This window comes from Pseudomonas sp. NPDC087342 (genome assembly GCF_044744265.1).
Classification (GTDB): Bacteria; Pseudomonadota; Gammaproteobacteria; order Pseudomonadales; family Pseudomonadaceae; genus Aquipseudomonas; species Aquipseudomonas nunensis.
In genome coordinates this window covers 444791-466791 of the sequence record NZ_JBIUXZ010000002.1, presented here as the reverse complement: position 1 = coordinate 466791, position 22001 = coordinate 444791, and the positions used below count along the sequence as shown (strand labels likewise).

Here is a 22001-nt window from a genome sequence, read left to right as displayed (position 1 = left end):
ACCGCCAATCTCAGAGACTAAACCCACCATCCAGCGGAATAATATTCCCGGTCATATACGCCCCCGCCGTACTCGCCAGACTGATCGCCAGCGCCGCCATCTCTTCCTCCCGGCCCCAGCGCTTCATCGGAATCAGCGCCGTATCCTCCGCCAGCGCCTGCTCATCATTGCCGATATGCTGGGTCATCTTGCTCGGGAAGCGTCCGGGGGCGATCACGTTGACGTTGATGTGCTGGCTCACCAGTTCCCGCGCGAGAATCCGCGACAGTTGATGCAGGGCTGCTTTACTCGGCCCGTAGGCATAAGCCTGCTCACCAAAAGACGAAATCCCGGCCACTGAGCCGATGTTGATGATCCGCGCCGGATTGGCTTCAGAACCTGCTTTGCGCAACAGCGGCAAAAACTGCTGGATGCAGTTGAACACCGAGGTCACGTTGAGTTGCATGACCTTTTCCCAACCCTTGATAGGGTAGCTTTCCAGCGGCGCGCCCCAGGTGGTGCCGGCGTTGTTGACCAGAATGTCCAGCTGATCGACCTGCTCGCTCAAGCGTGTCGCCAGTTGCAGCACGCCTTCTTCGGTGGCCAGATTCGCCGCGATACCGTGGCAGAGGCCGAACGCACTCAATTCCTCGGCGGTTTGCAGGCAGGCCTCGGCATCCCGGGCGCAGACGTACACGGTTGCGCCGGCCTCGACATAAGCCTTGGCGATCATTTTGCCGATACCACGGGTGCCGCCGGTCACCAGAGCGGTGCGGCCTTGCAGGGAAAAGTACGGGTGCATGGCGAATCCTGAGAGCTGAGGGTCAATACACCCTAGTCGTCAGCCGCGAGAAGCGGAGCCACTATTTTTGCGAGGAATGAAGGGCTATGTCGCTACCCTGTAGGAGCAAAGCTTGCTCGCGATGGCGTTTTTGAGATCGCCTTCGCGGGCAAGCCTCGCTCCTACAAGAGGGGGGCCACCGATTACTGCGGACGAACGCGCAGGGTCAGGCCTTTGAGGAAGTTGCGCAGCAACTGGTCGCCACAGGTGCGGTAGTTGGTGTGGCCGAACTTGCGGAACAGCGCGCTCAGCTCAGGCTTGGACACCGGGAACTCGGAGGCCTTGAGGATCGCGTGCATGTCGTCTTCTTTCAGTTCGAAGGCCACGCGCAGTTTCTTCAGGATGATGTTGTTGGTCACCGGCGTTTCGATCGGCTGCGGCGGACGGCTTTCGTCCTTGCCACGCTTGAAGATCACCAGGCCATCGAGGAAGTGCGCCATGACTTCGTCCGGGCAGCGTACGAAGCCTTCTTCGTCTTCTTCTTTCTTGTCGAGGTAGGTCAGCAGGTCTTCCATGGACACGTCCATGCCGCCGATCTTGATGATCTCGATGACTTTCTTGTCGCTGATGTCGAGCATGTAGCGCACGCTGCGCAGTACGTCGTTATGAATCATGGTGTGCAATCCTGATATCGGCAGTGGGCGCCGCATAAGCAGCGACGCCGAAATGTAAGGCGGCGTGAAAAGTCTTAGAACTTCTCTTTGCCGGACAGGTAGCGCCATTGCCCCAACGGCACTTTGCCGATGGACACGCCGCCGATGCGAATGCGGCGGATAGCGACGACCTTCAGGCCCACGGCCTGGCAAAACAGGGCGATGACGCCCGGTTGTGGGTTCTTCATCGCAAAGCGCAGACGGTTTTCGTTCTGCCAGCTGGCCTTGACCGGCGGCAGTTCCTTGCCCTTGTAAGTCAGGCCGTGGTTCAGGCGGTTGAGGCCGTGAGCCACCATGTCGCCTTCAACCTCGACTACATACTCTTGTTCGATTTTCGCCGAGTCGGCAGTCAGCTTGCGCAAGATCTTCCAGTCCTGGGTGAACACCAGCAGACCGCTGGCATTGGCCTGCAGGTCGGTGCTGGCGGTCAGGCGCAGGAAGTGGCCCTTGAGCGGACGTTTGCTGAAGCGGTGTTCTTCGCTCAGGGTTTCGGCGCTGATGCTGGCCATGGCCGTTTCCGCGTCCATGCCTGCCGCGACGTTGAACAGAATGGTCACCGGCTCCGGCGCAGTGGCCTTGGCCTCCGGGTCGAGCTCGACTTTCTGGTTCTCGACCTTGAACTGCGGCTCGTCGATGACTTCGCCGTCCACGGTGACCCAGCCGCCCTCGATGAACAGCTCAGCCTCCCGACGGGAACAGCCGACGAGTTCGATGAGGCGTTTGGAGAGACGAATCGGGTCAGTCATGACAGGGCCGTAACAAAAAAGGGGTGGGCATTGTACCTGCTGGGCGCCGGTTAATCCCGGCTCCATTTGCCGCAGATGCTTTTAATGTGGGAGCGGGCTTGCTCGCGAATGCGGTGGATCAGTCAATTTATCTCTTGAATGACACACCGCATTCGCGAGCAAGCCCGCTCCCACAGTGGTTCTATGTTGTGTCAGCCATTGCGCGTCAATTGTTGCGCCTGGCGCAAGCGCATGTGCAACAGCGGATAAGGCTGGCCCATGCCGTCGACTTCCGAGCGACCAATCACCTCGAACCCCTGCTTGAAGTAAAACCCCAACGCTTGCGGGTTCTGTTCGTTGACGTCCAGTTCATCGGCGTTCAGGTGTTCCAGGGCATAACGCAGCAATTGCTTGCCCAGGCCCTGGCCGCGATGGGCCGGGTCGATAAACAACATTTCGACCTTGCCCGCCGCGACGCCGGCGAACCCGGTGATGCGCTGGCGCGAGTCTTTGGTGCAAATCAGCATCACCGCGTCGAGGTAGCGGGTCAGCACCAGGTTCTTCAGCAAGTTGATGTAGCTGTCCGGCAGAAAGTCATGGGTGGCGCGCACCGAGGCCTCCCAGACCCGGGTGAGTTCTTTGTAGTCACTTTGTTTCGGTGTGTGGATGACCGAATGGTGGCGCATGCCCGCCTTGCCTCTCATGGGATGAATGATGCGAATCCGTTCTCCACAAAACGATAGACGTAAAAAAGCCCCGCATCTCGTCAAGAGAGCGGGGCTTTTTGTATTTTTTGCGTTTAGATCTGTTCAGCCCACAGGTCGTATTCGTCGGCGTCGGTCACTTTGCACCAGACTTTGTCGCCTGGCTTCAGATTGCTGCCGTTGTCGATAAATACGTTGCCGTCGATTTCCGGGGCATCGAAGAAGCAGCGGCCGACCGCGCCTTGCTCATCGACTTCATCGACCAGCACTTCGATTTCACGGCCGACGCGCATTTGCAGGCGAGCCGAGCTGATGGCCTGTTGGTGGGCCATGAAGCGGTCCCAACGGTCTTGCTTGACGTCGTCCGGCACGATGGCCGCGTCCAGCAGGTTGGCCGGGGCGCCTTCGACCGGCGAGTACTGGAAGCAGCCGACGCGATCGAGCTGCGCTTCGGTCAGCCAGTTCAGCAGGTACTGGAAGTCTTCTTCGGTTTCGCCGGGGAAGCCGACGATGAACGTCGAACGGATGATCAGGTCCGGGCAGATCTCGCGCCAGTTCTTGATCCGCGCCAGGGTCTTGTCTTCGAAGGCCGGGCGTTTCATGGCTTTCAGGACTTTCGGGCTGGCGTGCTGGAACGGGATGTCCAGGTACGGCAGGATCTTGCCGGCGGCCATCAGCGGGATCAGCTCGTCGACGTGCGGGTACGGGTAAACGTAGTGCAGGCGTACCCAGACACCGAGGCTGCTCAAGGCTTCGCAGAGTTCGGTCATGCGGGTTTTCACCGGCGCGCCGTTCCAGAAACCGGTGCGGTATTTCACGTCGACACCGTAGGCGCTGGTGTCTTGCGAGATCACCAACAGCTCTTTGACGCCGGCCTTGACCAGGCGCTGGGCTTCGTCGAGCACGTCACCGACCGGACGGCTGACCAGTTTGCCGCGCATCGACGGGATGATGCAGAAGCTGCAGCTGTGGTTGCAGCCTTCGGAAATCTTCAGGTACGCGTAGTGGCGCGGGGTCAACTTGATGCCTTGCGGCGGCACCAGGTCGATCAGCGGGTTGTGATCCTGGCGCGGCGGCACGGCGTCGTGCACGGCGTTGACCACTTGCTCGTACTGCTGCGGACCGGTGACGGCCAGCACGCTCGGGTGCACCTTGCGAATGTTACCTTCTTCGACGCCCATGCAGCCGGTCACGATGACCTTGCCGTTTTCCTTGATGGCTTCGCCGATCACTTCCAGCGATTCAGCCTTGGCCGAGTCGATGAAACCGCAGGTGTTGACCACCACGACATCGGCGTCCTCGTAAGTGGACACGACGTCATAGCCTTCCATGCGCAGCTGGGTAAGGATGCGCTCGGAGTCGACCAGTGCTTTGGGGCAACCCAGGGATACGAAGCCAACCTTTGGATTGGCCGTAGCAGGAGTGGTGGACATGTCTAACCTCGGTATTTGTGGCGCCTCCAGCCGAAGACGGCAAGGCGACAGACGGGCGCTATGTTGCGCCTCTGGTCAAAAAGTGCGCAATTCTAGCGATGAGACGCTCACTTGACCAGCTTTATGCAGGGAAATACGACGAGTGCTGCGCTATGCTTCGCGCCTTTACGCTTTACCGAATTTTTACAGTCAACAAATCGTCTGTAACCTTAAGTAAATCAGCGCATGCTGCACGGCAAAGCATAGTGCTTCTTATAAGAAGTCCGGGTCTGAGTAGTAGGAGTTTTGGATGGGGCAGGCAAGTAGTCAGGCGGCGGGCGCCGAGCATTCGGCAGCAAAACCGATCGGCATGCTGGTTGCGGCGGTCGGGGTGGTTTACGGCGATATCGGCACGAGCCCGTTGTACACCCTCAAAGAAGTGTTCTCCGGTGGCTATGGCGTACCGGTCAACCATGACGGCGTGTTGGGCATCCTGGCGTTGATCTTCTGGTCACTGATCTGGGTCGTGTCGTTCAAATACATGATGTTCGTGCTGCGCGCCGACAACCAGGGCGAAGGCGGGATCATGGCCTTGACCGCACTGGCGCGGCGAGCGGCAGCGGGGCATCCGAAGTTGCGGGGTTTTCTGGTGGTCTGCGGGCTGATCGGTGCGGCGCTGTTCTACGGCGACAGCATGATCACCCCGGCGATTTCCGTGCTTTCGGCGATTGAAGGCCTAGGGCTGGCATTCGATGGCATCGACCATTGGGTGGTGCCGCTGTCGTTGGTCGTGCTGGTGGCGTTGTTCCTGATCCAGAGCCACGGCACTGCGCGCATCGGCATTCTGTTCGGTCCGATCATGGTGACGTGGTTTGTGGTGCTCGGCGCCCTGGGCGTCTACGGCATCCTCCAGCATCCTGAAGTGTTGCAAGCGATGAACCCGGTGTGGGGCGTGCGCTTCTTCATCGTGCACCCGGGCATGGGCGTGGCGATTCTCGGCGCGGTGGTGCTGGCATTGACCGGCGCCGAAGCGCTGTACGCCGACATGGGCCACTTCGGCCGCAAGCCAATTGCCCGTGCGTGGTTCATCCTCGTGCTGCCGGCGTTGGTGCTCAACTACTTCGGCCAGGGCGCGTTGTTGCTTGGCGATCCGGAGGCCGCGCGTAACCCGTTCTACCTGTTGGCGCCAAGCTGGGCGTTGATTCCGCTGGTCGGGCTATCGACCATGGCCACGGTGATTGCGTCCCAAGCGGTGATTTCCGGTGCGTTCTCCCTGACCCGTCAGGCGATCCAGCTCGGCTACATCCCGCGCATGCACATCCGTCACACCTCCAGTGCTGAACAGGGCCAGATCTACATTGGCGCAGTGAACTGGTCGTTGATGGTCGGCGTGATCCTGCTGGTGCTGGGCTTCGAATCCTCCGGTGCCCTGGCCTCGGCCTACGGCGTGGCGGTGACCGGCACCATGCTGATGACCACCATCCTCGTATCGGCGGTGATGTTGCTGCTGTGGAAATGGCCGCCGATCCTCGCGGTGCCGTTGTCGATCGGTTTCCTGTTGGTCGACGGTCTGTACTTCGCCGCCAACGTGCCGAAAATCGTGCAGGGCGGTGCATTCCCGGTGATCGCCGGTATCGTGCTGTTCGTACTGATGACCACCTGGAAACGCGGCAAGCAGTTGCTGGTCGACCGTCTCGACGAGGGTGGCTTGCCGCTGCCGATCTTCATCAGCAGTATCCGCGTACAACCGCCGCACCGAGTGCAGGGCACCGCCGTGTTCCTCACTGCGCGTCCGGACGCCGTGCCCCACGCGCTGTTGCACAACCTGCTGCACAACCAGGTGCTGCATGAGCAAGTGGTGCTGCTGACCGTGGTCTACGAAGACATCCCTCGGGTCCCGGCCTCCCGGCGTTTCGAGGTGGATTCCTACGGTGAAGGCTTCTTCCGGGTGATCCTGCACTTCGGCTTCGTCGACGAACCGGACGTGCCGCAAGCGCTGAAACTGTGTCATCTCGACGACTTGGACTTCAGCCCGATGCGCACCACTTACTTCCTCAGCCGCGAAACCGTCATCGCCTCCAAACTCGAAGGCATGGCCCGCTGGCGCGAGGCGCTGTTCGCCTTCATGTTGCAGAACGCCAACGGCAACCTGCGCTTCTTCAATCTGCCGCTGAACCGGGTGATTGAGTTGGGCACGCAAGTGGAGATGTAATCCACATCAAAAAGCCCCCGTTGCCGTGAAGGTGGCGGGGGCTTTTTTGTGTCCGGTCACATCACCCCACTACAACGAAGATCCCCATGTGGGAGCGGGCTTGCTCGCGAAGGCTGTGTGTCATTCGACATAGGCACCTAAAACACATCATCAATCACGGTTTTGCCCATGTCATTCAGGGGTAATGCGGGGCCCAGGCGTGACTGTGGGTATCACTGGCGCAAGCGACATCCCACGCGGAGCCGCCATAGATCGATGACAAGCATAAAGCTGCCTCTATTCGTATTGAGCGCGCTGTTGCTCTGGTTTCACCGGATTACACGCCTGATAAATACATGCGTAGCGTCGTCCGGAGAATGTTTCGTCGAAATCGAAGCCAGCAACGCGGCAGAGCGCCCAAACGCTCGCACTACGCAATTCTCGGAGTTTGCCTACAGCCATCGAGGGCGTCATCTGATATTGCGAGACCGTTCGGCGAATGAAACTGAATGGCGAGAGGGTTTATAGGCTGGTGGGCTCTTAAGCAGTCGAGCTTGTCCTGTTCCAAATGGATCAGTTTGATCAGCAGAAGGACCACTTGATTCTTCAATTGGGCCTTGGTTAACAACTGTCCTTTGTCCTGGGACTGAGGACAGTTGCAGCATTTTGCATGGTGCGTGTCAATTGGCTCAGTCGTAAGGATGTGAGGCTATTTTTTTGGCATGAGTACGTGGGTCAATAAATTCGCATTTTTTGCAGCTTGCTGTATGTCGAATTCGACGCAATACTCTGCGTATAAAGGTGTGTCGAATTTGCATGATTGTGTAGAGAGGTAAGTATGACGGCATTACTAGATCGTGCTGATCAAGCGATATCGGTAACTGCGATGGTCAGGGGATTCAGTGCAAGGCTCAAAGAAATCTCCAGTCGGGCCACCGAGAGGCTGGTCATCTTCAAGGACAATCAACCGGCAGCAGTCATTATCAACGTTGATGCGTACCAGGAAATGCTCGACGAGCTTGATGACTTGCGAATTGAAGCTGCGGCCCGAGAGCGACTGAGCGGTTTTGATCAGTCGAAGGCAGTCAGTCACGACGATATGCGGGCTCGGTACGCGAAGAAAGACTAAAGGAGCTTTGGATGGTTTGGGGCGTTATCTATCATCCAGAGGTCCAGAAGGACCTGGACCTACTGGGGAACGTAGCAGCAAACCGTATTCTTGATGTCATCGAAGAGCGGATTATCAATGGCGAGCCGGACAAGAGCGGCAAGCCTCTAAGAGCCAGCCTTGCAGGGTGTAGAAGGATTCGAACAGGCGACACGCGTATCGTTTATCGGGTCGATGGCAAGGCGATCCAGGTGTTAATCGTCGCAGTCGGTGCCCGGCGTGACGAAGAGGTATACGACGCTGCAGAGCGCCGTCTCTAAATAAAGGGTCCTCGTGATCTTGTGGTAGCGAGGGTTTTTTGTCCGATCGCATAACTTGCAGGCAATGAGATTCAATGTGGGAGCGGGCTTGCTCGCGAAGAGGCCGTGTCAGTCGACCTCTATGTTGAATGACCCACCGCTTTCGCGAGCAAGCCCGCTCCCACAGGGGATTTGTGGTGCTGGCAGAAATGAAAAAGCCCCCGCAACCTTCAGGTTGCGGGGGCTTTTTGTTCGGCGGGGGCTCAGATCACTCCTGCGCCGTTGCCTCTTCCTTGGCCTGGCGCTTGACGATGATGTCTACCAAGCGCTGGGCCAGCGCAGGGTAGTTCTCGTCGAAGTGGTGACCACCCGGCAGTTTGATCGCTTCGCCTACAGCGGTCTTGTCAGTGCAACCGCTTTCGTCGACTTCTTCTTCGCCGTAGATGCACACCACTTTATCGGCAGGCAGCTTGGCCATTTCCGGGCCGGTGGCGGCTTCTTTGCCGGCGTTGCCGAGCCAGCCTTCGACTTCGATTTCGAAGCTGCCGGTGCGGGCGAAGGCCAGCAGGATGATTGCGTCGACGCGCTGCTGTTCAGATTCAGCCAGGCGGTTGTAGATCGCCGGCAGTACGTCGGCGCCGAACGAGTAACCGGTCAGGATGAAGCGCTTGGTGCCCCATTTCTGGCGGTAGTGCTGCATCAGTTCGGCGAGGTCCAGGGCGCTTTGCTCCGGGCTCTTGTGCTGCCAGTAGTAGCGCAGGGTGTCGATGCCGACCACCGGGTAGCCAATTTTCGCCATCTCGCCCGCGACGTCGCGGTCGAGGTCACGCCAGCCGCCGTCACCGGACAGGAACAGGGTGACGGTGTCTTTGGCCTGGCCAGCGGGCACTTCAACCACGGGGATCTGCAGGCCGCCAGCGGCTTTGTCGCCACCGACCAGAATCTTGCGCAGTTCGTTGTTCAGCACTTGCGGCAGGTTGATGTCGTAGTCGCTGATGCTGGTTTCGGCGTTGGGTTGGTCACGCACGAAGCCTGCGCTGGCGTCGTCCGGGTTGTCGTTCCAGGCCACCAGCCAGTGGCCGTGGGCGGCGCTTTTCGGCAGCAGGTGCGTGCAGCCACCTTTTTCCAGCGCCAGGTCCACCGACACGGCCTGGGCCTTGTCGTTCTTCTGCTCGGACAACCAGCGCCAGGCCAGCACCGCGCCAGGGCCGATGCCGCTGACTAGGGTCGCCGGGCCATTCAGCTCACGCAGGCCGGATTGCAGGGCCCGACTTTGCAGCAAGCAGTCTTTGGGCAGGATCACCTGGACGATCTGCGCCGAACCGCTGCGGCTCAGGGTCTTCAGTTGCTGGTCATTGAGTTTCTGTTCGTCAGTCACCGCCACCAGCACCTGAGCTTTGGGCGTGGTGCCGGGAATCACCCGGGTCATGGCGGCGCCGTCGGCGGGCGTCAGCAGTTCGAGGGTCGGTTCTGGTGCCGGGCGTTTCATGTACCAGTAACCGCCACCGACAATCAGGGCCAGCACTACCAGTGTGGCCAGTACGTACCGCAAGGAGCGTTGAATCATCAGCGTTTCACCAATCCAGTCAAGCCGCCCGCAATCAGGGCAGCAGTATCGGCCAGGGCAACCAGCGGATCGAGTCCGGCGGGCACGGCCATATAACGGGGTTCCCAGTCAGGCTGGAATTTGTCTTTGAAGCGGCGCAAGCCTTGGAAGTTGTAGAGCTGCTCACCACGGCGGAAAACCATCGAGCCCAGGCGCTGGGTCAGTGGGGCACCGCGACGGGGTTGAAGACCCGACAGCGGCACCATGCCCAGGCTGAAACGCGCGTATCCATGATTTTTATAATGTTGAATCAGGCCGACCATCATGAACTCCATGGTCAGCTTGGGGGCTTCCGGGTGTGCGCGCATCAGGTCGAGGCTGGCCAGGTCATGGCCGTAGGTCTCGAGCAGGTTGGCGAACGCCACCGGGCGCCCTTCGAAACGAATCACAGCGACGCGGAAATGCTTGAGGTAGTCGTCGCTGAAGCGGCCGAGGGAGAAGCCTTTCTCGCGCACGTTCTTGCCGGTCAGCCAGGCATCGGAAATCACCTTGAGCTCGTCCATCGGCGCTTGCCCCGGCTCGAAGATCTCCAGCGACAGACCGTCACGGGTGCCGCGATTCCAGGTGTAGCGCAGGTCTTTCATCTCTTTGCCCTTGGCTTCGAGATCAAAGCGATGCAGATCGACCCGGGCTTCTTCGCCAAGCTTGATCGCGGTCAGGCCGATGTCCATGTAGTACGGCAGGTTCTCGGCACGCACTTGATAGAAGACCGGACGGGCATGGTGGATATCGCAAAGGTCGCGGAACTGCCAGATCATTTCCGCCCGTTGCTGGGTCGGGCCGATCGGGTCGTACAACGCCACCAGACTGCGGCCACGGCGGGCGTACATCAGGAACGCCTCGTCGTTGGGGTGAAACAGCAACGCCTTGTCACCGGTCAGCGCGAGGCCGCCGTCGGGTTGCGACGACGCCATCAGGATCTTTACCGCACGGTCCAGTTCGTCCGGGGTCGGCAGATGGATGATCGGGCGCGCAGTGCGCAGCAACCAGGTCAGCGACACCACCACCAGCAACACGGCGGCACCCAGCAGCGAACGCAAGCCGCGAGGCGCATCTGCGTCGAGAGTGAACTGCCACCAGAGTTGATGGCTGTACGGGACGTCTTGATAGGCAAACAGCAGCAGCCAGATCGAAGCGCCGAGGACACACAGGCTTGCGACCAGATACAGCGGCGAGAACGGCAGTTCGGTCAGGCGACTGGCGCGATAGAACGAACGCCGGAACACCCCGAGCAGGCTCGCCGTCAGGGTCATCAGGCAAGCTTCTTCCCAGTCGAAACCCTTGAGCAGCGAGAGCAGGGCGCCGACCAGCAGCAGAATGGTGGTCAGCATCCACGCGGCGGAGAGGCGACGACGTAGACCTTGGGCCAGCAACAGGCACAGCACGCCGATTAGACTGGCGCCGAAGTGCGAGGCGTCGACCAGACGGTGCGGAATCAGAAAGCCGATGTGTTCCAGACGTGTGTCGATTTCCGGGGTCGCACCGGAGAACAGCAGCACCACGCCGGACATGAACACCAGCAACGCCAGAATCGGCGCTGCCAGACCCGAGGCCGCCCGCAGCGACTGACGGGACTGGAACAGGCGTTGGCCTTCGTTGATCAGCAGGAATACGCAGGCCACCAGCAATGGCAGTACCACATAAATCAGTCGATACAGCAGCAGGGCAGCGGCCAGTGGCGCGGCGCCGAGGGTGTCGGCGAACGCAGCCAGCAGAATCGCTTCGAACACCCCGACACCGCCGGGCACATGGCTGAGCACACCTGCGGCCAACGCCAATAGATAGATCAGCAGGAACGCGCCAAAGGGTGGGGCTTCGGGCAGCAACAGGTAAAGCACAGTCGCGGCGGCGGCCACGTCGAGGGCGGTGATCACCAGTTGCAGGAACGTCAGGCGACGCCCAGGCAGGCGCAGTGTGCGACGTCCGGCCTTTACCAAGAGGTTATCCGGGTAAGGCTGGTCCGGCAGGCGACGGCGGTAGATGCCGATCGCCAGCACCGTCGTGAGCAACAGCACTGCCGCGGCGATGACGCCCAGCAAGGTCTCGGAGAGGCCCAAAGCGGCGGAGGCGGCAGGCAGGTTGCTCAAGGTCGCCAGTGCTGCCAGCGGGGGCAGGGCGCAGCCGAGGGAAAGACTGGCAAACAGCGTCATGTGGGCAACATCGGAGGCCCCCAATCCATGACGTGCATATAAACGGTAGCGAACCGAACCGCCCGACAGCATCGACAAGCCGATGGCGTTGCCGATCGCGAATGCGGTGAAACCACCCAGGGCCAGTGTGCGTGGCGCCAGTGTGACGCCAGCATAGCGACTGGCGGACCATTCGTAGCCCAGCAGAATGATGAAGCCGACGATGGTTGCGCCCAGTGCACCGATCAATGCCGGTTTCGGGACTTCCAGGATCGAGTCGTGAAGCGCATACAGATCGAGTTCGCTTAATAGATGGCGACAGGCAATCAGCGCGATAGCGAACAACAACAGCGTGACCGCAAGACCTATGGGCTGACGGTATTTGCTGACCAGATCAAGCAGGCGCAAACGCTCGGCCTTGATAGGTTGTGTCGCTGTGACGGTGTCTTGTGGATCAGACGAGTTGGCGCGCATCAATCACCTCTTGGATTGTGCGCGACAGGATGGAGGTATCGAGCCAAGTTACCAATCCCTGTAGAAAAAAATAATCACAAATATTAACGCCTATCACCGGATTCCGGCGATGACACGTCATCGGTCGTAGAGGGCCTGCCTGGCACAGAGCATAGTCTGAACTCAGAGCCTTGGTGATCCCGAACGGTTCACTACACAGTGACAGATCATTGTTGCGAAAGGACTTTTTCAACAGATACAAAAAAGGCCACTCTTTCGAGCAGCCTTTTTTGATGTTTGGTTGCGGGAGCCGGATTTGAACCGACGACCTTCGGGTTATGAGCCCGACGAGCTACCAGACTGCTCCATCCCGCGTCTGTGTGGCGGCATTCTACAGCGGAACGCCGAGGTGTCAACGGTTAATCCTGAATCAGGTCAAATAAGCGTGAATTAGTGTCGACCGGTGATGGGGGAGAGGTAAGTTTCGGAATCAGAACGATTTCTCGTTTCTACCCGGTTCGCCGTTGAGCGACGTTTTGCACAAAACAGACGCGCACAAAAAAGGCCACTCTTTCGAGTAGCCTTTCTTGATGTTTGGTTGCGGGAGCCGGATTTGAACCGACGACCTTCGGGTTATGAGCCCGACGAGCTACCAGACTGCTCCATCCCGCGTCTGTGTGTCGGCATTCTACAGAGGAACGCAGGTGTGTCAACCTTCAATTCAGAGAAAACCTGTTCCTGTTCAATCGCTTAGCAACAAAAAGGGCGCGACTGCAGGGCTGGAAGGCAGGTGTGGCAAGGCTTTCAGCTCTATCGACAGGGGGAATTCGATTGAGAAAATAAATTCATCCAGCCTTTTCCTACAGGCAATGAAGAAGATTCAGAGTACTGGTGCTATATACAGGTGTCAGTGAGATACTGCCGATCCGGCTCGTCATTACGTCATTTCCTTGCCATGAACACCGCTTTTATATGACTCAACGCAAAATCATCCACGTCGACTGTGACTGTTTCTACGCCGCCATCGAGATGCGTGATGACCCGCGCCTGGCTGGCAAGCCTCTCGCGGTGGGCGGCTCGGCGGACCGGCGCGGGGTGATCGCCACCTGTAACTACGAAGCGCGGGCCTATGGCGTGCGCTCGGCGATGTCCTCCGGGCACGCCTTGAAGCTGTGCCCGGACCTGACCATCGTCAAGCCGCGCATGGACGCCTATAGAGAAGCGTCGAAGGAAATTCATACGATCTTCAGCGATTACACCGACCTGATCGAGCCGCTTTCCCTGGATGAGGCCTACCTGGACGTGTCGGACAGTGCGCATTTTGGCGGCAGCGCCACGCGCATCGCCCAGGACATCCGCCGTCGGGTCTCCAATCAGTTGCACATCACCGTCTCGGCGGGCGTGGCGCCGAACAAATTCCTGGCCAAGATCGCCAGTGACTGGAAGAAGCCCAACGGTTTGTTCGTGATTACGCCGGATCAGGTCGAAGACTTTGTCAGTGGTCTGCCGGTGAACAAGCTGCACGGCGTGGGAAAAGTAACTGCCGACAAGCTCGCCAGGCTCGGCATCAATGATTGCGCGCAGCTACGCGAGTGGAACAAGTTGGCGCTGGTGCGCGAATTCGGCAGTTTCGGTGAGCGACTCTGGAGCCTGGCGCGTGGGATCGATGAGCGGCTGGTGCATAACGACAACCGCCGACAGTCGATCAGTGTCGAAAACACCTACGACGTGGATCTGCCGGATCTGGTGAGTTGCCTGGATAAACTGCCCGAATTGCTGGAAACCTTGGCCGGACGCATGGCGCGCATCGACAGCAGCTATCGGCCGGGCAAGCCGTTCGTCAAAGTTAAATTCCATGACTTTACCCAGACCACACTGGAACAGGCCGGGGCAGGGCGGGATCTGGGGAGTTATCAGCTGTTGTTGACCCAGGCATTCAATCGCGGCGGCAAGCCGGTGCGGTTGTTGGGGATCGGGGTGAGGCTGGAAGATTTGCGCGGCGGGTTTGAGCAGATGGAGTTGTTTGAGCGGTAGTTTGGCGTTGAATGTTCGGGCGTCTTCGCGGGCAAGCCTCGCTCCTACAGGTTCACGCTATCTGTAGGAGCGAGGCTTGCCCGCGAAGCTTTTGCTTTTAATTCGGGTTCGGATCCGCCACCAATCGCCCGGCATCCTTGGTCAACGACTTGAGGAATTCGGTCTGCAGCTCAGGATCGTTACGCGTCAATTCGATCAGGCTCTGCTCCAGCTCACTGGCTTCTTCTTCCAGACCCAGCTCCGACAAACGTTTGACCCGGTGTACCCACTGGCTCACTTCGTCGTCTTCGAGGTCGTCATAAATCAACCCGTGGGCTTCGAGCAACTTGCCGCGCAAGCCACTGCTGACCGCCAGGGACGAGTCGGTGTGCACGTCGTCCTGGGCATCTTCGACGGTAATCAGCAGTCGGCTCAGATGATTGATGTCATGTTCAGCGAACGGGCTGTCCAACAGGTTCAGGCGCAGTACGCCGTTTTTGTCGGTGTTCAGGTCGAACGTTTCTTTGCCAGCCTTGACCTGCACCGGGCGCTCGCTCCACGGCAGGCTCGAGTATTCCGTGCGTTTGTCACGCTGGACTTCGTCGATACCGGCCAGGTTTTGCTGGGCGCGACCGTGGGACTGCACGTTCATGAACGGGTTGATCCCGGCGAAACCGTAGCTCAGCCAATCCTTGGTCACGCTGTCCGGCAGATTGCCGAGGGCGAACACGTTGACCACGTTCGCGCCGACACCGGCCACGATAGCCACCATGCCCAGCGGGATCTCGTAGGCCTCCCGCCAGGGTTGGTACGGCGTGTAGCGGTCGTAGTGACGCGTGACTTCGAATTCGGTGACTTCGAAGGTCTTTTGCTCGTGGATTTTCACCCGCCGTTGCGGCAGCTCAAGGACCTTGGGCTCACCGACATCGATCTGCAGGCTGTGATCGAGCAATTTGCGCTCGACTCGTTCCTCGTGCTCGCTGCGTTGTGACATGTGATTGGCACAGCCGCTGACCAGCAGGGTGCCGCACAGGGCGGCACCACCGAGGCCTAAGGTGTTTCGCTTGAACATGACTTCTCTATCTGGTGTCAGCGGCGGATACGGGCCTGGAGGAAGGACAGCACGTCAGCGACCGGCAGCGCTTGCGCCTCGGCCTCGGTGCGGCTCTTGTATTCCAGATTGCCATCGGCGAGGCCGCGGTCACTGACCACGATCCGGTGAGGAATGCCGATCAGCTCCATGTCCGCGAACTTGATGCCCGGGCTGGTTTTCTTGTCGCGGTCGTCCAGCAGCACTTCGAAACCGGCCGCAGTCAATTCTGCGTACAGCTTGTCGGTGGCTTCGCGAACCTGCTCGTTGTCGTAGCGCAGCGGTACCAGGGCAACCTGGAACGGCGCCAATGTGTCGCTCCAGATGATCCCGTTGGCATCGTTGTTCTGCTCGATGGCCGCAGCCACCACGCGGGAAACGCCAATGCCGTAGCAACCCATTTCCAGGGTAACTGGCTTGCCGTTTTCGCCCAGCACTTCGCACTTCATCGCTTTGCTGTACTTGTTGCCCAACTGGAAGATATGCCCGACTTCGATGCCGCGCTTGATTTCCAGGGTGCCCTTGCCATCCGGGCTTGGGTCGCCGGCCACGACGTTACGCAGGTCGGCCACGGTTGGAACCGGCAGATCGCGTTCCCAGTTCACGCCGAAGTAGTGCTTGTCGTCGATGTTGGCGCCAATCCCGAAGTCGCTCATCAGCTCGACCGAACGGTCGATGATGATCGGCAGCGGCAGGTTCAACGGACCGAGCGAGCCGGCACCGGCGCCAATGGCGTCGCGCAGTTCAGCTTCGGAGGCCATGACCAGCGGGCTGGCAACGCCTGGCTGGTTGGACGCCTTGATTTCGTTCAGCTCGTGGTCGCCACGGATGATCAGGGCAATCAGTTTGCCCTTCTCTTCAGCGTGAACCACGAGGGTCTTGATGGTTTTTTCGATCGGCAGATTGAAGCCTTCGACCAGTTGCGCAATGGTCTTGGCGTTCGGCGTGTCGACCAGGCGCAGCTCTTCAGCCGGCGCGGCGCGGGAGGTTTCGCGCGGTACAGCTTCGGCTTTCTCGATGTTCGCGGCGTAGTCGGAACCGTTGCTGAAGACGATATCGTCTTCGCCGGATTCGGCCAGTACGTGGAACTCGTGGGAGCCGGCACCACCGATGGAGCCGTTGTCGGCTTCAACAGGGCGGAACTTCAGGCCCAGGCGAGTGAACACGTTGCAGTAGGCCTGGTGCATGCGATCGTAAGTGATCTGCAGCGAAGGCTGGTCCGCGTGGAAGGAGTAGGCGTCCTTCATGATGAATTCACGACCGCGCATCAAACCGAAGCGTGGACGGATTTCGTCACGGAATTTGGTCTGGATCTGATACAGGTTGATTGGCAGCTGTTTGTAGCTGCTCAGCTCGTTGCGCATCAGGTCGGTGATCACTTCTTCATGGGTCGGGCCGGCGCAGAAGTCGCGACCGTGACGATCCTTGAAGCGCAGCAATTCAGGGCCGTATTCTTCCCAGCGACCGGATTCCTGCCACAGCTCAGCCGGTTGAGTGCTCGGCATCAACACTTCAAGCGAGCCGGCGGCGTTCATTTCTTCACGAACGACGGCTTCGACCTTGCGCATTACCCGCAAGCCCATCGGCAGCCAGGTGTACAGGCCCGAGGCGAGTTTGCGGATCATGCCGGCGCGCAGCATCAGCTGGTGGCTGATCACGACCGCGTCGGAAGGCGTTTCTTTCTGTGTGGCGAGCAAAAATTGACTGGTGCGCATGGTTGGCCGTTGTCGGTTGCTGATGACGAGAAATGACGGAGCATTGTACGGGCGAGATCTGCTGACGTACAGAAGTGCGGCCGGCGGTGAGGCTTGATGGCGGGAAACCTCCCGCCAATCGGGACGTTTCCTACAGCTCTTCCACCGCCGGCGTCTGCACCGGTTCAGGTGTCGGCGTCGGGCCGGCCCGGCGGCTCTCCTGGAACCAGTGCAGGGCGATCAGCAGCAGCGTCGGAACGCCGAGCAGGGCGGTGATCAGGAAGAAGTTGTGATAGCCGAACTTTTCCACCATGACCCCTGAATAGCCGCCAATCAGGCGCGGCAACAGCAGCATGATCGAGCTGAGCAGGGCGTATTGGGTGGCGGAGAACTTGAGGTTGGTCAGGCTCGACAAGTAAGCGACGAACGCCGAGGTCGCCAGGCCCGAGCTGAAGTTGTCCAGGGAAATGGTCAGGATCAGCATGTTCAGGTTGGCGCCCATGTCGGCGAGCATCAGGAACAGCAGGTTGGTTGCAGCCGACGTGATGCCGCCAATCAGCAGGATCGGCAGAATGCCGAAACGCACGATCAGCAGGCCTCCCATGCCGGCGCCGACCAGGGTCATGATCAGGCCGAAGATCTTGCTGACACTGGCAATCTGGTCCTTGGTGAAGCCCTGGTCGATATAGAACACGTTGGCCATCACGCCCATGACGGTATCGGACATGCGGTAAGTGGCGATCAGTCCCAACAGCAGGAACGCCTGCCAGCGGTAACGCAGGATGAAGTCGTTGACCGGCGTCAGCACCGGCGCCAGGCCGCGGCGGCCCATGGACGACAGGCACAGGGCGGTCAGCGTGATGTAGAGGATTGCGCGCAGGAATGCGCGGTCTTCCAGCAGCAGGTCGAGCAGGCTGACGCCGCCGAACAGCACGCTGGCGAAATCAGTGTTGTAGAGCTGGGTGAACATGGCCGGCACGGACACCAGCAGTACGATCAATACAAACACCGATGCCAGTTGATGCACAAAGCTATAGCGCCCGGCCTGCAACTGAGTGCGCAACGGCACCGGCGGCTCGCGCATGAACAGGGTGGTCAGCAGTGCCGGGATCATCAAGGCGCCGAACAGCACGTAGGTGCCGGTCCAGGCGGAATGTTGGTAATTGAAACCGGTAGAGCCGAAGCCTTCGGCGAAAAACAGTGCGCCGGCGGTGGCCAGCAAGGCTGCGATTCGATACCCGGACATATAGCTGGCGGCCAGCGCGGCCTGGCGACTGTCGTCAGCAATTTCCAGGCGATAGGCGTCCACGGCGATGTCTTGGGTCGCCGAAGCGAATGCGACGATCACGGCAATGGCGATCAGCCAGGACAGATGCTTTTGCGGGTCGCAGAAACCCATGCCGATCAGACCGAGGATCACCAGCGATTGGGCCAGCACCAGCCAGGAGCGGCGGCGGCCGAGTTTGCCGAGAAATGGCAGGCGCCATTGGTCGAGCAGCGGTGACCACACCCATTTAAAGGCGTAGGCCAGACCGATCAGGCTTGCATAGCCAATGGTTTCACGGGCCACACCGGCCTCACGCAACCAGACCGACAGCGTCGAGAACACCAGCATGTACGGCAAGCCGGCGGCGAAACCAAGCAGCAACAGCACGAGCGTTGATGGGCTGGCATAGGCGGCGAGCGCGGCGCGCCAGGTTTTACGGGGCATGGGCTGAAGTCTGCCTCAAGATTACGGAAACAAAGCGCGCACTCTAACCGCTGTGCTCTACCGGGCGCCAGCCATGACGCTGAATATCAACACGATTGTTCAGGATACTGATGCCCTCGGTGCGCAAACGCGCGCGTTGTTCGTCCCCCGAGGGACTGCCAACCGGCAGGCTGATCCGACCGCCGGCGCCGAGGACCCGGTGCCAGGGCAGCTTGGTGTCGCCGGGCAACTGACTCAGCGTGCGCCCGACCCAGCGAGCAGCGCGGCCCAGGCCTGCCAACTCGGCCAATTGTCCGTAACTCACGACTTTACCTTCCGGCACTTGGGCCAGGGTCAGGTAGAGCGCCGTGCGTCGGATTTGCGCCGGGCTTTCGGTTTCGGTGGTCGCGTCTGTCACGTCCGCAGTTCCTGAAGAAATGGGTTTTGCTGCCCGTAGATTAAGTCGTGAAGTGACAATTGAGAAATGAACTCAATAGAAATAGTTGGGTCAGTCCTTGCTAGCGCCTTATTCCTGCGGATAATGCCGACTTTTTTTCGCAAACCAGAGCCTTCGATCTGCTTATGTTGCCCAGAACCTTGCTGTGCCTCGCTGTCTTCAGTGCATCTACGCCTTTGCTCGCCGACACCGTGTGGTTGAAAAACGGTGACAAATTGAGCGGCAAGATCACCGTGTTCGATGGCGGCAAGCTGTTGATCCAGACCGAATACGCCGGTGCGATCCCGATCGACTGGAAACAGGTCAAAACCCTGGAAAGCGATCAGGAGTTGCTGGTCAAGCAGGATGCCTACAACGGTGAGAAGGCCAAGTCATTGAAGGCAGCCGAAGACGGCAAGGTCACTCTGGCCAATGGCGAGGCGCCGAAAACCGTCGAGCTGGCGAGCATTCAGCAGATCCTCAAGCCCAAGCCGATCGTCGAAGACCTGGTGTGGAAAGGTAATGTCGACATGGCGCTGGATTACCAGCGCGCCGAGAAGGACACCGACGACTACGATGTCGGCTTCAAGACCTCGGCCCGTCATGGTCGCTGGCGCCATACGGCGGAAGGTGAGTACAACCGCGAATTCCAGGATGACGTGGTCACCACCGACAACTGGCGCGCCGAATACTCCCTCGACCGATTCCTGACCGAGCACTGGTACTGGGATGGTCGCGTGAACTACAAGCGCGACAAGGTCGAAGACTTGTCCCGTCAGCGCGTGGTCGGTACCGGTCCGGGCTATCAGTTCTGGGATAACGAACTCGGCGCGTTCTCGCTGGGCTCGCTGTTCAACCGTACCGATTTTGAATACAAGGACGGCGGCAAGGACAACTTCTATTCCGTCGCCATGAAGTGGGACTACAACCGTTACCTGATTGGCAAGAAGGTGGAGTTCTTCACCAACGGCGAAGTGGGCAAGCCGCTTTCCGGCGTGGCTGATTACTCCCTCGATGCGGAAATGGGCTTGCGCTACAAAGTCACCGACTGGGCTTCGCTTAATCTCAAGGCCGAGCGGGACGTCATCAGCGGGACCGATGATGCTGATTTGAGCAAGACTCGATATACCGCCGGGTTTGGCGTGGCTTGGTAACAATCGGATCGCAAAAAAAGGCCCCGTAACCGAAAGGTTGCGGGGCTTTTTCTTTGGTGGCGGTCAACTAGCTGTTTTTACCAACAATGCGGGTCAGGTGCATTCACCTTGACGCTCGCCAGCCTCGTATCGGCATTCGCCGTTGGGGCTTCCGTCCTGTTTCCACATACGCATCACGCCTTGCTCACGGCCATCGACATAATCGACGGACGTATTCATCTGGCCGTTTTCATACCAGGTGATGGCTGGCCCCTGCAGTTTTCCGTCCTTGTAGATCCTGTGATCCTGCAGCTGGCCGTTTTCGTACCACTTCTTGAAGTCACCCTGTTCGCGATGCTGCTCATCCCATTGCCATTGCACGGTCTGGATGCCCTGGGCATTCCAGGTGGCATAACTGCGCTGTACCTGCTGCTCGAAAAACTGTTTTTCTTCCACTTTGCCGTCGGCGTAATAGCTGATGACCCAGCCGTCCGGGCTGCTGTCCACGTTGTTGCGAGTGCTGCGTACCGCGCCGTTTTCGAAATATGAAGTGCTTGGGCCTTGCGCCTTACCCGCAACGAAACTGCTGCTGTCCTTCAGTTTGCCACTTGGGTAATAGCTCATGGCCGGGCCGTCGGGTTCGTCATTGCGATAACTGATGCGGCCAACCAGTGCACCGTTTTCGTCATGCTCCAGGTATTCACCGTCGACACGTTTACCTTGATGCCATTTGTAGGCGTCAGCTTCTTTGCCGTTGTCGTGGTAGGTGGTTTGCCAGCCTTCCAGTTCATCGTTCAAATAGTTCGCGCGCTTGATGACAATTCCGTCTTCGGAATACGTTATCGCCTCGCCCTGGCGTTGGCCATTGGCATCGTTCTGATAGCTTTGTCCGAGTTTTCCGCTTGGGTAGTAGGTTTTTGAGGCGAGGACGGGTCTGCCTGAGACAAAGTCCTTGGCGTTGACGAAGTAGTCGCGGCGCAGCGTCTTGGAGTCGGCATAGTAGACTTTTGCTTTCCAGGCCTTGCGCTTGCTGTCATAGGGCATCGGCATTTTCAGGAAGTAAGACGCCTGGCCTTTGCTGGTCGGCGCATAGTCCTCGTCCAGATACAGCTTCCCGTCTACCAGAGAGGCGGTGAGCTTGCCGCACTCTTCGGGTGTGCATCCGCGGATTTTTTCGAAAAACGCGCGTTTGCCGTCGCAGGCGGAAAGCGTCATCAAGACAGGTGTTTCGTTGTCGATCAGTTCCTGGATTTCGTCCAAGGCTCCACTGAAAGACTCTGCGGGGATGCCCGACGACTCCGGGGTGAGGTAAACCTCATCGCTGCCGCAAGTATTTGCGCTGGAGAGTTTCAGTCGTACGGCGGGCATTAACTGGAGCTGCGCAGCGCCTTGGACGTCAGGGCCCTTGGCGAGGTAAGTAGCGCGAGTATCCATGCCGACGATGATGGTCGGGTGATCGGGGCGGGTATCGGCGTGCGTCGAGAGGGGGAGTGCGAGTGTGATCAGCGCTGCGCCTAGCGCTTTCCATTGATTGAACGGCATCCTGCTGCTTCCATGTGATTTTCCAGGTGGCGAATCATATAGAAGGACGAGAGGATGGCGTAAGGCAAAAACAGACGCCCACAAAAAAGCCCCGCTTTTAAGGGCGGGGCTTTTTACTAAAGCAAGTACAAGTTAGATAACTTGAACTTCTTCAGCTTGCATGCCTTTCTGACCGCGGGTAGCGATGAAAGAAACCTGTTGGCCTTCTTTCAGGCTTTTGAAGCCGTCGGATTGGATAGCTTTGAAGTGAACGAAGAGGTCGGGCCCGGATTGTGGCGTGCTGAAGCGGAAGCGTTTTTCATC

General features: G+C 59.1%; 18 protein-coding genes and 2 tRNA genes. 5 read left to right on the top strand and 15 right to left on the bottom strand.

Annotation, left to right across the window (positions count from 1 at the left end):
- Positions 1 to 10: 10 nt before the first annotated feature.
- The 5 genes from ACIOYV_RS10040 to rimO form a co-directional block, all read right to left on the bottom strand.
- Positions 11 to 781, bottom strand: a complete 771-nt coding sequence (locus tag ACIOYV_RS10040) for an SDR family oxidoreductase (RefSeq protein WP_401323348.1) — start codon at positions 779 to 781, stop codon at positions 11 to 13.
- Between the two features lie 182 nt (positions 782 to 963).
- Positions 964 to 1434 carry a DUF1456 family protein gene (locus tag ACIOYV_RS10035; protein WP_054047039.1) on the bottom strand — a complete coding sequence of 157 codons (471 nt, stop codon included), beginning with the start codon at positions 1432 to 1434 and terminating at the stop codon, positions 964 to 966.
- 74 nt (positions 1435 to 1508) lie between these two features.
- Positions 1509 to 2219: an rRNA pseudouridine synthase gene (locus tag ACIOYV_RS10030; protein ID WP_163908777.1), complete on the bottom strand. Its 711-nt coding sequence runs from the start codon at positions 2217 to 2219 to the stop codon at positions 1509 to 1511.
- A gap of 191 nt (positions 2220 to 2410) precedes the next feature.
- Complete coding sequence (locus tag ACIOYV_RS10025) at positions 2411 to 2884, bottom strand: GNAT family N-acetyltransferase (RefSeq protein ID WP_401323344.1); 474 nt, start codon at positions 2882 to 2884, stop codon at positions 2411 to 2413.
- A 113-nt stretch (positions 2885 to 2997) separates the two neighbouring features.
- Positions 2998 to 4335 (bottom strand): 30S ribosomal protein S12 methylthiotransferase RimO, encoded by a 1338-nt coding sequence (gene rimO, locus ACIOYV_RS10020; protein ID WP_054047032.1) that lies wholly within the window; start codon positions 4333 to 4335, stop codon positions 2998 to 3000.
- A 289-nt stretch (positions 4336 to 4624) separates the two neighbouring features.
- On the opposite strand from rimO, the gene ACIOYV_RS10015 reads away from it, so the two are divergent.
- The 3 genes from ACIOYV_RS10015 (at position 4625) to ACIOYV_RS10005 (ending at position 7933) form a co-directional block, all read left to right on the top strand.
- Complete coding sequence (locus ACIOYV_RS10015; RefSeq protein WP_265043693.1) at positions 4625 to 6526, top strand: potassium transporter Kup; 1902 nt, start codon at positions 4625 to 4627, stop codon at positions 6524 to 6526.
- Between the two features lie 817 nt (positions 6527 to 7343).
- Positions 7344 to 7634, top strand: coding sequence for a Phd-YefM (locus tag ACIOYV_RS10010; protein WP_054615963.1), 291 nt, complete (start codon positions 7344 to 7346; stop codon positions 7632 to 7634).
- Positions 7635 to 7645: 11 nt separating this feature from the next.
- Complete coding sequence (locus ACIOYV_RS10005; protein WP_054615962.1) at positions 7646 to 7933, top strand: type II toxin-antitoxin system RelE/ParE family toxin; 288 nt, start codon at positions 7646 to 7648, stop codon at positions 7931 to 7933.
- A 247-nt stretch (positions 7934 to 8180) separates the two neighbouring features.
- Here the strand turns inward: ACIOYV_RS10005 and ACIOYV_RS10000 are convergent, their stop codons facing one another.
- From ACIOYV_RS10000 to ACIOYV_RS09985, 4 genes are all read right to left on the bottom strand, one after another.
- Entirely contained in the window at positions 8181 to 9479 is a 1299-nt protein-coding gene (locus tag ACIOYV_RS10000) for a virulence factor family protein (RefSeq protein ID WP_290027450.1), read from the bottom strand.
- The gene (gene mprF, locus ACIOYV_RS09995; RefSeq protein ID WP_054047026.1) at positions 9479 to 12121 is read right to left on the bottom strand and encodes a bifunctional lysylphosphatidylglycerol flippase/synthetase MprF; all 2643 of its coding nucleotides are present in this window, start codon (positions 12119 to 12121) and stop codon (positions 9479 to 9481) included. The genes ACIOYV_RS10000 and mprF overlap by 1 nt, the downstream gene beginning before the upstream one ends.
- 277 nt (positions 12122 to 12398) lie before the next feature.
- Positions 12399 to 12475: transfer RNA gene (locus ACIOYV_RS09990), tRNA-Met, on the bottom strand.
- A 220-nt stretch (positions 12476 to 12695) separates the two neighbouring features.
- Positions 12696 to 12772: transfer RNA gene (locus ACIOYV_RS09985), tRNA-Met, on the bottom strand.
- Between the two features lie 300 nt (positions 12773 to 13072).
- Between ACIOYV_RS09985 and dinB the strand changes: the two genes are divergently transcribed.
- Positions 13073 to 14134, top strand: a complete 1062-nt coding sequence (dinB, locus tag ACIOYV_RS09980; RefSeq protein ID WP_054615961.1) for a DNA polymerase IV — start codon at positions 13073 to 13075, stop codon at positions 14132 to 14134.
- Positions 14135 to 14231: 97 nt separating this feature from the next.
- On the opposite strand, the gene ACIOYV_RS09975 is transcribed toward dinB, so the two are convergent.
- From ACIOYV_RS09975 to ACIOYV_RS09960, 4 genes are all read right to left on the bottom strand, one after another.
- Positions 14232 to 15185, bottom strand: coding sequence for a hypothetical protein (locus tag ACIOYV_RS09975; protein WP_054047023.1), 954 nt, complete (start codon positions 15183 to 15185; stop codon positions 14232 to 14234).
- 17 nt (positions 15186 to 15202) lie between these two features.
- Positions 15203 to 16918 (bottom strand): proline--tRNA ligase, encoded by a 1716-nt coding sequence (locus tag ACIOYV_RS09970; protein ID WP_054047021.1) that lies wholly within the window; start codon positions 16916 to 16918, stop codon positions 15203 to 15205.
- Positions 16919 to 17048: 130 nt separating this feature from the next.
- Positions 17049 to 18608, bottom strand: a complete 1560-nt coding sequence (locus ACIOYV_RS09965) for an AmpG family muropeptide MFS transporter (protein WP_054047019.1) — start codon at positions 18606 to 18608, stop codon at positions 17049 to 17051.
- A gap of 43 nt (positions 18609 to 18651) precedes the next feature.
- The gene (locus tag ACIOYV_RS09960; RefSeq protein WP_054047016.1) at positions 18652 to 19005 is read right to left on the bottom strand and encodes an MGMT family protein; all 354 of its coding nucleotides are present in this window, start codon (positions 19003 to 19005) and stop codon (positions 18652 to 18654) included.
- 164 nt (positions 19006 to 19169) lie between these two features.
- Here ACIOYV_RS09960 and ACIOYV_RS09955 point away from each other — a divergent pair, with 164 nt between their 5' ends.
- Complete coding sequence (locus ACIOYV_RS09955; protein WP_401323335.1) at positions 19170 to 20177, top strand: DUF481 domain-containing protein; 1008 nt, start codon at positions 19170 to 19172, stop codon at positions 20175 to 20177.
- A gap of 93 nt (positions 20178 to 20270) precedes the next feature.
- Here the strand turns inward: ACIOYV_RS09955 and ACIOYV_RS09950 are convergent, their stop codons facing one another.
- Together ACIOYV_RS09950 and ACIOYV_RS09945 are read right to left on the bottom strand one after the other, a co-directional pair.
- On the bottom strand, positions 20271 to 21698 hold the full coding sequence (locus ACIOYV_RS09950) for a toxin-antitoxin system YwqK family antitoxin (RefSeq protein ID WP_401323332.1): 1428 nt from the start codon (positions 21696 to 21698) through the stop codon (positions 20271 to 20273).
- A gap of 132 nt (positions 21699 to 21830) precedes the next feature.
- Positions 21831 to 22001, bottom strand: a 171-nt coding sequence (locus ACIOYV_RS09945; RefSeq protein WP_401323450.1) for a cold shock domain-containing protein, incomplete at its 5' end; no start/stop codon positions are given.